The following is a 12,555-nucleotide window of genomic DNA, read 5'->3' on the forward strand; positions in this document are numbered from 1 at the left end:
TTTATCCAAGTGGCCTGTTTTTTGAGGTTTGCGACCTTAATCGCATGAAATATTGGATAACAATCGCAATAAACACCAAAATAATATTGTAATAAAAGGGGGCGCTTATGCTAAAGCATTCAAGGAGCGCACCTGCGATGATCGGAGAAACAATGGCCCCCAATTCAGATAAAGACACGACGCTGCCGATAAATAAGCTCCTATGTTCCTCAGGAATAATGTCTCCTAGCTGCGAGTAAAATGAATCCAGATAACAGGCTCCGCCAATGCCTCCTACGAACATTCCCAAGTATACAATCCACTGCTCCGTGAACCAAAGAAACAAAACGATTTCCACCATGATGAATAACAGACCCGCCATACAGAGGATTAAGCGATCTTTGAGTATATCAGATATTTGGCCAATCAAAGGTGCCGATACAAAGGTTGAAATGCCGATGATTGTGAAAGCCAGGCTGATTTCTGCTGGACTCCAGTGTAGCTTGTAGGTTGCATATATGGAAAAGTACGTTAAAAATATAGCGAATGCACTCATTTCAAGGAAATGAACGGTAGAATAGAGCAGTAACTGTTTCATTAACATGGTTTTTCTTTTGGATGTCTGAGGGAGCGAATGCTGTTGCTGAGGTTGTGCGGGGGAATGGAAGAAAGCCATTCTTGAAACAGCTACGAAGGATATACAAGAGAAAAGAGCAACAAAATAAAACGGAACCGCTAAAGAAAAAAAAGAAACGATCATTCCACTCATAAGAGGACCCAAAATCATACCTGCACCTTCACTGCTGCTGATATATCCATTGAGTGCTCCTCTATTTTCCATGGTGCTGATGTGGTTGATAGTGACTCTTACAAAGACAGTTAACCCTATAGCCACCAAGCCTTGAAGAAATCTAAGGATGGATAACATGATAAAGCTTTCTGCAACTGGGAACAGAAGCATACAAACGATTTCAGCGATGAGTAAGCTCAACCCAAGGCGCTTTGCGCCAACCTTCTCGTAAATCCGTCCTGCCAGGCCTCCACCTACAAATCTCCCCACATAAAATAGAGAAAATAAAATACTCATACGGAATGCAGATATCCCGAATTGCTCTACATAAATCGCAAAGAGCGGAAGAATCATACTCCCACTCATGTTGGCAATAAGGCTAATAACAATCATACAGATGAGATTGCGATTTAAATATAAGTGCTTTTTCATATCATCGGAACCTCTCTTAACCTTGCATGATGGAAACCGTTGGTCGAATAGTCCTGATTACGCAAGAATGGCTGCAAATCAAGCTAGGATGAATATGAAGGAAGCAGGGCACAAGGGGAACGGGTTCCTCATAGGATACGCGGATGCATTCCCCGCTGTGCCTAAATATCGAGAGGCCTTTATCGTATAAAGCTACTGAAAGTATTTTCGTTATGCGGGAAAACCGCCTCCGGGTGGTGGCCAAGCCCCATAAATACGACGCAGCAGTACGATTTCGCCCAAGTGGTACGAGTTGTGAGAAGCAATATTCCGCAGCAGGCCCGCTTTTGTCTCGCCTGGGAAATGAGCTAGTGAATCATCCAGCTGCGCGGTTTCGGCAATCTGCACAGCCCGATCTACGCCCTGTAAGAATTCGTTAATGACAGCTTGCCATGCCTCTTCGCTTTGCGGTCCGGTCTCTTCGGGCCAGCTTTCCATGACATTGCCGGGAAGCTGAGGCTTCCGTCCTTCCAAATGCTCCAGCATAAATTGCTGCCAGTAGATCATATGCTTCAACAGTTGATAAATGCTGTAAGGTATTTCTGCATTTTTCTTCCCTGCCAGCTCGACATCAATGTCCGGTAATGCCCGGGCCACTCGAATATGTCCGCGTTCACCAACCAGCGATTTAACCAGTGCTTGGCCGAATAATTGGTTTGCATCTGACATGTATCATCATCCCTTCTATAGAGAGCCTATGATCTGGCTTGCTCTCATTCATTTAACGATTATACAATTTAATTTTCAAAAATAAAAATTGCGAGTGTGTTTTTGGAGAGAGGAATAAACTTTTAAAAAAACAGTTGATAATTATTATAAATTTAATTAAAATAAAATTGTTTCAATAGAAACAAAATATCATAGACAGATATGATTTTATATGGATGCGAAAATGTTATAGGGGAGATTTTCGTATGTATATATTGTTTCAAACGAAACGATTAGGCGGTAGGCATGAACTTATACAAAGGAGTGTGAAACATGGATTATGAGGTGATTATCGTAGGCGGGGGTCCTGTTGGGATGTGGCTAGCTGCTGAGCTGGCCTTGGCTAAGGTAAGCGTTTGTGTAATAGAACGTTTAGAGGAGCCTGTTTCTCAATCACGCGCGCTTACGCTACATCCACGTACGCTTGAGATGTTTGATATACGTGGATTGAAGGAACGATTTATGGAGCATGGCAGACCTATAAGTACAGGACATTTTGCAATGCTGGATACTCGTTTAGATTTTTCGATGCTTGATAGTTCATCTAATTATACTTTGTTTATCCCACAGGTCATGACAGAGCAGGTGATCGAAGAACATGCAAAAGCGATGGGAGTTGTCATCCGTCGTGGTGAGGAGGTGGTATCTGTACGGGAGCAGGATCAGGGTGTGGAAGTGGTCAGTGTACACGTGTCCGGCCCGCAGGCGAATGTATCGGCCATGACTGCGGCTTATGTCGTAGGAGCCGATGGGGCGGGCAGTATCGTACGGAAGCAGGCGGGCATTGCTTTTCCGGGCACAGATACCACTCTGACCGCCGTTTTAGGGGATGTAGAGCTGACTGTTCCTCCTGAGAATGGGGTGCGTTCCGAATACACAGAGCGCGGGGGAGCGATGATTGTCCCCGTTTCACCGGATGTTTATCGGATTGTTTTGACTACACCCCATTTGATGCGTGTCTCGAAAGACGTGCCTGTAACGCTGGAAGAAATTCAGACAGAACTGCGCAATGTATTGGGTACAGACCTTGGAGTATCCAATCCTCGCTGGCTATCCCGGTTCGGAAATGCTACGCGGCAGGCTGAAACATATCGCAAGGGGAGAACCCTGTTAGCGGGGGATGCTGCACATATTCATTTCCCGGCAGGAGGACAGGGGATGAATGTAGGCTTACAAGAAGCTGCAAATCTGGGATGGAAACTGGCAGGAGTGATTCGGGGTTGGGCTCCAGACACGTTACTCGATAGCTATCATGACGAACGTTACCCTGTTAACACGCAGCTTCTGCGGAATACGGAGATTCAGACTCACTTATTGGGCTTTACGTCTGCTGTATTGGCGCACCGTCAGCTACAGGAGGAATGGTTCCGTCATCCGGAAATCAATAGTTCCATGGCAGAGCAAGTGAGTGCATTGGATGTATGTTATCCGGCAGGTGAGGAGGTGCCACAGCATCCACTGAACGGGCAACGGTTTGCCGATTTTCCACTGCTGATGAATGATGGAACGAAATCGTATGCCTATGATCTCCTCCATGAGGGCTGTTTTGTACTGCTCCATCTGGCGCAGGATGCCAAAGTAGCGGGCGAGCTATGCAATACCCCGCTTGCGCACCTGTCATATGTGGAGGCTGTAGCTGAGGAATTGCCCGTAGGCTGGAGCGATGTCCATACAGTGCTCATACGCCCGGATGGTTATATTGCATGGGCCATTTCCGTGGAAGCAACGAATGTGTTAAGTGCCATCGGGAAGGGCATCGCGCGCTGGTGTGGGGGAGAGCCGGTATTGCTATAACTATATTGTTTCCAGCGAAACAAACAGGGGTTATAATGAAGGGAGGAGTATGCCAAAGGAGTGACCATTTGTTTGTATGGAAAAAACCGCAGCAGTTCAGTATGTCTATGATTTGCTTATTAAGATGAATCACCAGCTGGAGCAGCATCAGCAGAGAGAGGGCTTGTCTTTTCTCGAAGAAATCCACGAGCATTTTGATGGGATAGCTTCACTCAATCTCACCGATGTCCATGTCATTGACTGTATCGGGAGACATGAGCCGATTAATGTGACGACATTAGCGGATCGGATTGAGCTGAGCAAAGGTACGGTATCGAAAGTCAGCACCAAGCTGATCAAGGCAGGCTGGATTCGCAGAGCCCAGCTTAACGACAATAAAAAAGAAATTTATCTTCGTCTAACCCCGCTGGGAAAAAAACTCTTTCTCGTGCATGAACGGCTGCATGTTAAGGTACAGCATCAGTTATTTGAATTTTTAAGTCGCTACAGTTCGGAGGAATTGGATGTCTTGAAGCGTATGCTGTCCGATGGCATTGGCTTCTTGGAAGCTATGGAGTGGCAAGACAAGAATTTGGAGCCAAAGGACATGAAATAAGAGCGATTTGCACCTGTTTAATCCTCTGTGGTAGACACATGTGGGGGATACAGGTGCTTTCGCTTTTAGTGTAATAGTCGTTTGGCTTCCGTATAGAGCACTTGTACAAACTTCTTTGTATTAATTCGGGCTTGGGACAGAGAAGGCTCTACATTGTTTTGCAGCTCCAGCATTTTTTTGCGAATTTCCGTAAAATCAAAAAATTTGGACGCATAATTTTCGAATTTTGGATGAGTATAATCGGTCAATCCGAGCGATACGATATGGCTTAGTGTCTGGAATATCGCGCGGCGGACACGCTGCTCCGATGCCTTGATTTCCTTGCTTAGCTCTGCCGCAGAGGCCGAGGGTCCCAACCGTTTTAACGCTACATTAGCGAATATATCCTTGAGCGGCGGGAGCAGATGAGGCGATAGATTACCTGTTTCCTCCTCATACTGGTCCAGATATTCCAGCATGTCTAGCAAATCCATACTTCCCGCTTCGCCGATCATTCCCATTTCCGAGAGTAGAAACTGTCCGGAAGTCACAATGTTTCGAGTCGGTTCTAGCGTTGCTGATGGGCTGTTTGATGTGAACATCGACAACCCTTGCAGTGTGCGCTGGATATCTGTAATCGACTGCTGCATTCGCAGACGTTCGGCCACCTTATGAATCACTGCGATAATTTCCAGTCGGTTCAAGGGCTTGGCAACATAGTATTCAATACCGAGCGAATAGGCCTCCCCGATCATGTTTTTGGATTCAATTCGTGAAATCATAATGATTTTTCCACTGAATTGATCACCGAGCGCGCGCACCGTCTGAATGCCGTCACGAAGCGGCATCAGCAGGTCAATCAATAATACATCAATCCGGTTCAGCTCCAGCAGGCCGCTATTCACATAGGAACCGTCCTCTGCTTCCCCGACGACCTCCCCCAGACCTTCGTCTTCAATGATGTCTGCCAACATAGAACGAATCCCTTGATCGTCATCTACAATATAAAAACGCATCGAACTATCTTCCTTTCTCCGTCAGTTTCCGTAAAGGCAATATGATTCTAAAAGTAGTCTGTACCCTACCAGTATTCTCTTCTTCATTCTGTTGAAGTTCAATCGTTCCTTCAAGGCTCTCCGCGACCTCGCGCACATAAAACAATCCCATGCCGGTCGAAGGCTGTCCTTCCTCATCATACTTGGTCGTGTACCCCGGTGTGAAGACCATTTCCCGTTTGCGCTGAGGAATACCTGGACCGTTATCGGTGACACTAAAGGATATTATATCCTCTTTTCCCGGCAGAAAGTGAATGGACACGTCAATCCTTCCGCTGTCATTCATCGCTTCCACTGAATTGGATGTCAGGTTATTAATCAGTGTCAGAACTGTATAAACATGCAGCTTGGGCAACAAAGGATCGAAATTCAGCGTGAAGCGGATGGACTTGCCCAGCGATTGGGCGTATTTGCTGTTCGTTCGGACGATCAGCTCGCCAAGCTCCTGCGAAGTCATATAATGCACTTCACTTTCGGAATCAATGAGCTTGGACAAACCGGCAAAAATCCGCTGGCTGTCTTTTTTAATCTCATGGACCTGTCCTGAAATACGAAGTGCCTGTCTAGCGTAATGGTCTCTATCCTTCAGAGATTCATCCTGCTGCAGCTCACGGTACAGCTCGTAGCTTTCACGGGTAATTTGCTCCGCGTGCGACAGGGTTTTGCCTAACTGGACGGACTCCTCATACAAGTCCGATACAAGGAGTAAAATTCGCTCAGTCTGCTGTCTTTGTGCCTCTTCATGCTGGACGGACTGGTTCAGGCGAATTATATTATAGAACCCAAGCACGAAGAAGCTGCGGATCATGGCCATGAGAGCGACCTTGCTGATCTTGACGATATCCCAGATGTCACCGTCAATGCTCCGCCGGACGCTAAGTTCCGCTACACTTGCGGCAACCTCAATCCCCACAGAAAGGATGCCTACGCGGAGTGCGCGGTAAGGCTCAGCATTAATGTTAAGAACCTGGAAGAGCAGACCATAGACCATGTAATAAAAAAAGGTAGGTCCATGCAAAGTCAGCAACTCTTCAAAGGAAGACCCGGGCTGGAGGAAATGATTGAGTGAAATGCGAAAGACGACTACAGCTATTCCTGCAAGCACTCCCGATAATGCAGGCGGAATATGACGAATGGATAACAGAAAGAAAAAAAATACGGGCGTACCGAAGCTGAGACGAAATGTATTATCGAACGGGTGAATATTCAACTCACCTGCCAGTGGTACAAAGATAAGCATCAGCAGGAAAAGAAGTGTATTTAGTTTCATCCATATTCACCTCCGGGTATTTGTTTCAGAAAGGCAATGTAAGATAAATTCACAGGCTCATCATTAAAGTTTGTGAATTTATAGAAAAAAACAAATACATGTGTAGAAAACTGTCGGTTTTCATAGTTCAGATTGTAGTATAAATAACATCATTTGAATATTAAGAACAGCATACTGCAAAAATATACAACTCAGTCAGGGGGGCACAAAGTGAAAAAGATAAATTTGACAATGCAAATTTTTATCGGACTGGCTTTAGGTATTATTATTGGCGCCTTATTTTACGGCAATTCAGGGGTGGAAGTCTACTTAAAGCCGATCGGTGATATTTTCATCCGTCTGATCAAAATGATTGTCGTGCCGATTGTAATTTCAACGCTCGTTATTGGCGTAGCCGGCGTCGGAGATATTAAAAAGCTGGGCAAGCTCGGCGGAAAGTCTATTGTGTACTTTGAAATTGTGACGACCATTGCCATCCTTTTCGGATTGCTCGTTGCGAATCTGGCTCGTCCCGGGGAAGGCGTGGATATGTCCCACCTGGCTAAGAGTGATATCCATAAATATGTGGAGACGGCGGAAAGTACAGGCCACAACTTTATGGATACGATTGTCCATATTGTTCCTACTAATATTTTCCAAGCGCTGGGCGAAGGGGATATGCTGGCTATTATCTTTTTTTCCGTCTTGTTCGGACTAGGGGTAGCGGCGATTGGCAACAAGGGCAAGCCTGTGCTGAATTTCTTCGAAGGCGTAGCCGACGCTATGTTCTGGGTAACCAATCAGGTTATGCGCTTGGCTCCGTTCGGTGTATTTGCACTGATTGGAACGACAGTAGCCAAGTTTGGGCTGGCCTCATTGTGGCCGTTATTGAAGCTTGTTTTGTCGGTGTACGGCGCCATGCTGCTATTCATTGTGATTGTTTTTGGAATTATCGCCAAGCTTTGCGGTACTCGTCTTTGGACTATGGTCAAAATTTTGAAAAGCGAGCTGCTGCTTGCCTACTCAACGGCCAGCTCGGAAAGTGTCCTGCCCAAGATCATGGAGAAAATGGAGAAGTTCGGATGCCCGAAAGGAATTACTTCCTTTGTCATTCCGATAGGATATTCCTTTAATCAGGACGGTTCCACCTTGTATCAGGCGCTGGCTGCGATCTTCATCGCCCAGATGTATGGTATTAACCTGCCGATCACTACACAGATCACGCTGATGTTGGTGCTGATTATTTCTTCCAAAGGTATGGCAGGCGTACCGGGCGCTTCCTTTGTCGTTTTGCTCGCTACGCTGGGATCAGTGCACATTCCGCTGGAAGGCTTGGCCTTTATCGCTGGTATTGATCGTATTCTCGATATGGCGCGTACAGTAGTCAATGTATTAGGCAACTCGCTTGCCGCCGTGGTCATGTCCAAATGGGAAGGCGAATATGATAAGGAAAAAGGCGAGGAGTACGCTGCTTCCTTAAATAACAGTCAATAAGTTGAATGGTTGACTTACAGAACACTCTTGCGAAAGACATGCAGGGGTGTTCTTTTTTTGTTGCATGTGCTTGCTAACCAGCTCTATTTTTCGACATATTTCGATTTTATTTTTATGAAAATATAGGCATATAGACTCGGGAAATAGTCCTTAATACCTAATTTATTTTGGTTTTATTTATAATGATTCCTAATAAAATTCCGATATTTAAATTATAGCTTTTTATACTGGCTTAGAAGGGAAGATTCATAGATGATTTTCAAAAGAAATGAGACCCACTCACTGGCCCCTTTAGTAGAAGAAAGTCGCAAATTATCGCAAAGAATACAGCAGAAAGATTACTCTGCCGCAATACAACTATCCTCTGCATCCTCCGAGCTTCAAGAGATCGCAAGCAATGTAAACCAAGCGCTGGAGTCCATGAAAAATGATGCCAGGCATGTTGACATCCGTTTGAAGCTTGTTACCAAGGCCATCGAAATTGGTTTGTGGGACATGGAGGTGATTGCAGGTGATCCCGTCAATCCAAGTAATACATTCACATGGTCAGAAGAATTCCGTGCAATGCTGGGATATCAGAGCGAAAAGGACTTCCCGGATGTATTGGACAGCTGGGCATCCCGTCTGCACCCCGAAGATCATGACTCGGCATTGGCAGCTTTGTCCAATCATTTACTGGACTATACGGGAACGACTCCTTATGACGTGCAGTATCGCTTGAAGCTGAAGCATGGGGAATACCGCTGGTTCCGGGCCACCGGAACGACGATTCGCGATCAGCAGGGAGTACCGCTTCGTATTGCCGGGGCTTTATTGGACGTGCACGACCAAAAGCTTAAGTCCGAAGAATTGGAGGCCATGGTTACGAGATATGATCTCATCAATCGTGTATTGGTTGAGGCTCCGTATGATATCATTTTGGCTGATAGCGATATAGAGAACCCGGATAATAAGTTTTGGTGGTCCCCGCAATTCCGTCGCACATTGGGCTTTACAGATGAGCAGGATTTCCCGAGTGTGCTTAGTAGCTGGAGTTCACGCTTGCATCCAGATGACGTTGAAATAGCGTTTAAAGCTTTGACCGACCATTTGAACGATTTTACTGATCGTACTCCCTATGAAGTAACTTGCCGCTTGCAGAATAAAAATGGAGAATATCGCTGGTATTATAATAGTGGGGGAAGCATACGTGACAGTAAGGGAGTGCCAATTCGCATGGCAGGTACCATCCGTGATGTAACGTTGGAGAAACAAAAGCGGGCCGTTGCGGACGAGCTCACACTCAAAATACAGCATCTCTCCGATTCCATTGCGGAAATGGTGAACGGCGTGAACTCGGTTAGTAACCAGGCTCAGGAGCTGGCTACGGCTCAAGAGCAATCGACGGAGGCAGCGAATCAAGCCAAAGTCAGTGCAGAAGAGACGCAGAACATCTCCAACTTCATTAAAGAGATTGCCAATCAAACGAATTTGCTCGGTCTGAACGCTGCCATTGAGGCCTCGCGTGCGGGTGATCAGGGGCGCGGCTTTGCCGTGGTTGCAGATGAAGTGAGAAAGCTTGCCATTCACAGTGCTGATGCGACCGGAAATATCGAGACCAGCCTGGACGAAATGAAGCTGCTCATCGAGCGGATTCTGCATAACATCGGCAACATGTCTACGTTGACGCAGACACAGGCCGCGCTAACGCAGCAGGTGAATGCAGCTACGGACGAGATTAACAGCATGTCCAAAGCATTGCTTGATTTTGCAAGAACGATGTAAGGGTGTGTGCAGGAATAAGACCGGGCTTTAGGCTCGGTCTCTTTACTGTTTCTGGAAGATCCATAAAATTCTCCTGAGCTGCTCATCTAATCATGTAGACTAAGTCCTTTTGTTAACCTATTAATATGATTTTTCTTGCCTATCATACCCATACCTACAAGGTTTAAGTCATCCGTTCTATACTCTGCAACCTTCGCACGATTGTCTTCATCATTATAAGTCTTAAAGAGCTCTTCGGTATAGATCGTCATATTAACGTCTTTAGTAAGGGCCTTTCTTAGGATATCTTTTAACTCTTGGCCACTTGCAGAATAAATCATAATCGGTTGCTGTGACATTGGCAAATAAGCTACTCCATCACCATCAATATAAGATTCACCAATCATATTTTGAGTACCGCCAATTCCAGTCATTAAAAATGCTGTAACATTGAGTTTTTGCCATGTTAAGAGGTCATCTCTAAGTATAACTACAATTTTGGTATCCAATTCCATTGTAAAAACTCCTCCTCAATTTAAATGTGACATAAATTCAAATGCAGTTGTTCCATATATGCTTTTAAAGTGCTTATTTAAATGTGCTAAATCAACAAAACCACATTCAGCTACTGCCGAATAGATATCTTTGTTTTTTTCTATTAACTGCTTTGCACGTTCTATCTTGCAGTTAAGAAAGTATTGGTATGGTGAAATCCCAGTATTAGCCTTGAATAATCTGATAAACTTAAATTTTGACATCTCAAGTTCTTTGCAGATGTCGTCAAGTTTTAGGACACTTTCTAATTTGAATTGAATTATATCCTTCGCTTTTTTAATTAAATCGTTATCTTTCTTATCGTTTATACAAAGATTCGTTTGGAAAAGGCTATCTGTGAGGGATAAAAGTAATTCATTACACAAAGCCTCATCTTTTCCGCTTAATATTGCATTAGAAAGATTTAATATTCTTTGTTCAAGTCTATGATTATACACAATAGGTGTAGAAAAACGTACTATATCTTTTTTCTCAAGAATCTCTAAAAACAATGGTGGCTCAATATATAACATAACATAATCAATACCTGTCTTATCATAAGCCATTCCGTCATGTGCCTGTTCCGGATTGAAAAGCATAACACCATTTTGATAGGATGATTGCAAACTGCCATCCAAGTTATACTGTTGAATACCACGTAATGTTACACCGATTGCATATTCCCTGTGAGCGTGCCTTTTATACGTAAAATCAGTAAAACTGGCTGACAACGCGATAATACCTGCCGATTTTTTATATATAAATTTATCCATATAGTTCACCTCTTGATTGGTTCACCTACATCCATACCACTATTGCAGTATAAACTGAAAATAATGCCATAATTGCATGAACAGTCTTTTTATGCTTCTGTAAAAACTCCTTGAACAATGTACCGAAAAGAAGCCTTCCCATTATTTGCATAACAATTAGAATTCTTGGTATTACCGTTATAAGCACAGTATTCAACATAGCAGAAAAAACAAGTAATAAACCAAAAGCAACAGTTGCTCCATATATATTTCATTGCCTTTTTTGTCCCAAAAGTATGCACTGTGGTTAATATGATGAGATTAGTAGGTTCAGGTGTAAATGTAACGATAAGGCAGTATATCAAAAAAGATGTAATATTTATGCGCACACTCCTGTTAAAGTATTCTCATAAAATATACATCTTGATATTAAAGGCATATAGTATATTATTGCAGGATTATTCCACTTCTTACGCAAGGCAGCCAAAAGAAAGAAGACGTATTCCAGTTCAATAAGGATGCTGACAACCCATGATCCTTGACGGTTACAAAATGTTTGCTGGTGTACCTCCACCAAGGGCTGGAGCTCACGGGTTCTCTTTTTTTATGATATAGTTCTTATACATAATGAGAGAGTTGAGGTGCAGCATGACATCATTGACTATTGTCCAATCATCCGTCAAACCAGGATTAGTAGCTTTTCAGGCAATCGCTAAAGATCAGGAAGAGGTTCAGGAGTTGATTTTAAAGACGGCCAGATGGCTGCACAGCAAAGGCTCCAAGCAATGGGGCAACCTGCTCAAAGGGAAAGATGATCACAACCTGGGCGGCGCTATTGCGCGGGGAGAAGTGATTATTTTCCGCACATCAGAGGATCATGCATTGGCGGGTGCAGTGATCCTGCAACAGCGGCCCAGTGCCTGGGACTGTAGGTTGTGGGGGTTAGACGATGATGATACCGTGGAAGGAACCTCAGTATATTTGCATCGCCTGGTTGTAGATCGGGATAGAGCCGGAAAGGGATTGGGCCGTGAGCTAATGCAATGGATTGAACAAGGCATCCGTTTCACAGGCAAGGATCGAATTCGATTAGATTGTATTGCAGGGAATGACAAGCTAAGTCAGTTTTACCAACAATGCGGATATACGTATAAGGGTGAAACAGACGGCTATAATATTTTTGAAAAGATGCTAACAGAGGTATAGGAAAAATAAAGCCTGAACTGAGTCAAGGGGCTGTCCCAGAGGTCATCCAAGATGACGGTGGGGCGGCCTCTTTTGCTTTAGTCTCTTAGGTTAGTTATGGCTTCACGGCATAGAATCATTTTTAAAACCAATATTCGTTTATTGACGAATTAAAATATCTTATAAATAAGTCCATGCATTGATTAAAACATCATTAATGAATGTTA

Annotated in this window: 11 protein-coding genes and 1 pseudogene; 5 read left to right on the forward strand and 7 right to left on the reverse strand. The window is 44.2% G+C overall.

The genetic code is table 11. The features are described from left to right. Position 1: 1 nt before the first annotated feature. Together GCU48_RS12025 and GCU48_RS12030 are read right to left on the reverse strand one after the other, a co-directional pair. On the reverse strand, positions 2–1,201 hold the full coding sequence (locus GCU48_RS12025) for an MFS transporter (protein ID WP_152380145.1): 1,200 nt from the start codon (positions 1,199–1,201) through the stop codon (positions 2–4). 210 nt (positions 1,202–1,411) lie between these two features. Beyond that, entirely contained in the window at positions 1,412–1,909 is a 498-nt protein-coding gene (locus GCU48_RS12030) for a DinB family protein (RefSeq protein ID WP_025719684.1), read from the reverse strand. Positions 1,910–2,221: 312 nt separating this feature from the next. Between GCU48_RS12030 and GCU48_RS12035 the strand changes: the two genes are divergently transcribed. Together GCU48_RS12035 and GCU48_RS12040 are read left to right on the forward strand one after the other, a co-directional pair. Next, positions 2,222–3,742 carry a monooxygenase gene (locus GCU48_RS12035; protein WP_152380146.1) on the forward strand — a complete coding sequence of 507 codons (1,521 nt, stop codon included), beginning with the start codon at positions 2,222–2,224 and terminating at the stop codon, positions 3,740–3,742. Positions 3,743–3,818: 76 nt separating this feature from the next. After that, entirely contained in the window at positions 3,819–4,337 is a 519-nt protein-coding gene (locus tag GCU48_RS12040) for a MarR family transcriptional regulator (protein ID WP_025719680.1), read from the forward strand. A 65-nt stretch (positions 4,338–4,402) separates the two neighbouring features. Here the strand turns inward: GCU48_RS12040 and GCU48_RS12045 are convergent, their stop codons facing one another. Beyond that, on the reverse strand, positions 4,403–5,332 hold the full coding sequence (locus GCU48_RS12045) for a response regulator (protein ID WP_025719678.1): 930 nt from the start codon (positions 5,330–5,332) through the stop codon (positions 4,403–4,405). Between the two features lie 4 nt (positions 5,333–5,336). Beyond that, a complete protein-coding gene (locus tag GCU48_RS12050; RefSeq protein ID WP_152380147.1) occupies positions 5,337–6,641 on the reverse strand; it encodes an ATP-binding protein in 1,305 nt (434 codons plus the stop codon). Between the two features lie 210 nt (positions 6,642–6,851). Here GCU48_RS12050 and GCU48_RS12055 point away from each other — a divergent pair, with 210 nt between their 5' ends. Both GCU48_RS12055 and GCU48_RS12060 read left to right on the forward strand, forming a co-directional pair. Next, positions 6,852–8,114 carry a cation:dicarboxylate symporter family transporter gene (locus GCU48_RS12055; protein WP_152380148.1) on the forward strand — a complete coding sequence of 421 codons (1,263 nt, stop codon included), beginning with the start codon at positions 6,852–6,854 and terminating at the stop codon, positions 8,112–8,114. Positions 8,115–8,366: 252 nt separating this feature from the next. Beyond that, positions 8,367–9,878, forward strand: coding sequence for a methyl-accepting chemotaxis protein (locus GCU48_RS12060; protein WP_152380149.1), 1,512 nt, complete (start codon positions 8,367–8,369; stop codon positions 9,876–9,878). 86 nt (positions 9,879–9,964) lie between these two features. Here the strand turns inward: GCU48_RS12060 and GCU48_RS12065 are convergent, their stop codons facing one another. The 3 genes and pseudogenes from GCU48_RS12065 to GCU48_RS27880 all read right to left on the reverse strand — a co-directional run bounded on the left by GCU48_RS12065 (position 9,965) and on the right by GCU48_RS27880 (position 11,526). After that, on the reverse strand, positions 9,965–10,372 hold the full coding sequence (locus GCU48_RS12065; RefSeq protein WP_025719670.1) for a DUF2000 domain-containing protein: 408 nt from the start codon (positions 10,370–10,372) through the stop codon (positions 9,965–9,967). Between the two features lie 15 nt (positions 10,373–10,387). Further along, a complete protein-coding gene (locus tag GCU48_RS12070) occupies positions 10,388–11,164 on the reverse strand; it encodes an AraC family transcriptional regulator (RefSeq protein ID WP_152380150.1) in 777 nt (258 codons plus the stop codon). Between the two features lie 25 nt (positions 11,165–11,189). After that, positions 11,190–11,526, reverse strand: a pseudogene (locus GCU48_RS27880) (hypothetical protein). Positions 11,527–11,791: 265 nt separating this feature from the next. On the opposite strand from GCU48_RS27880, the gene GCU48_RS12080 reads away from it, so the two are divergent. Then, positions 11,792–12,349: a GNAT family N-acetyltransferase gene (locus tag GCU48_RS12080; RefSeq protein ID WP_152380151.1), complete on the forward strand. Its 558-nt coding sequence runs from the start codon at positions 11,792–11,794 to the stop codon at positions 12,347–12,349. The last annotated feature ends 206 nt before the right edge of the window (positions 12,350–12,555 follow it).

Source organism: Paenibacillus brasilensis (assembly GCF_009363115.1).
GTDB lineage: Bacteria > Bacillota > Bacilli > Paenibacillales > Paenibacillaceae > Paenibacillus > Paenibacillus brasilensis.

Bases quoted from the DNA above. Each gene is read 5' to 3' on its own strand.
- GCU48_RS12025 (WP_152380145.1), bottom strand. From the start codon at position 1,201: ATGAAAAAGCACTTATATTTAAATCGCAATCTCATCTGTATGATTGTT.
- GCU48_RS12030 (WP_025719684.1), bottom strand. From the start codon at position 1,909: ATGTCAGATGCAAACCAATTATTCGGCCAAGCACTGGTTAAATCGCTG.
- GCU48_RS12035 (WP_152380146.1), top strand. From the start codon at position 2,222: ATGGATTATGAGGTGATTATCGTAGGCGGGGGTCCTGTTGGGATGTGG.
- GCU48_RS12040 (WP_025719680.1), top strand. From the start codon at position 3,819: ATGGAAAAAACCGCAGCAGTTCAGTATGTCTATGATTTGCTTATTAAG.
- GCU48_RS12045 (WP_025719678.1), bottom strand. From the start codon at position 5,332: ATGCGTTTTTATATTGTAGATGACGATCAAGGGATTCGTTCTATGTTG.
- GCU48_RS12050 (WP_152380147.1), bottom strand. From the start codon at position 6,641: ATGAAACTAAATACACTTCTTTTCCTGCTGATGCTTATCTTTGTACCA.
- GCU48_RS12060 (WP_152380149.1), top strand. From the start codon at position 8,367: ATGATTTTCAAAAGAAATGAGACCCACTCACTGGCCCCTTTAGTAGAA.
- GCU48_RS12065 (WP_025719670.1), bottom strand. From the start codon at position 10,372: ATGGAATTGGATACCAAAATTGTAGTTATACTTAGAGATGACCTCTTA.
- GCU48_RS12070 (WP_152380150.1), bottom strand. From the start codon at position 11,164: ATGGATAAATTTATATATAAAAAATCGGCAGGTATTATCGCGTTGTCA.
- GCU48_RS12080 (WP_152380151.1), top strand. From the start codon at position 11,792: ATGACATCATTGACTATTGTCCAATCATCCGTCAAACCAGGATTAGTA.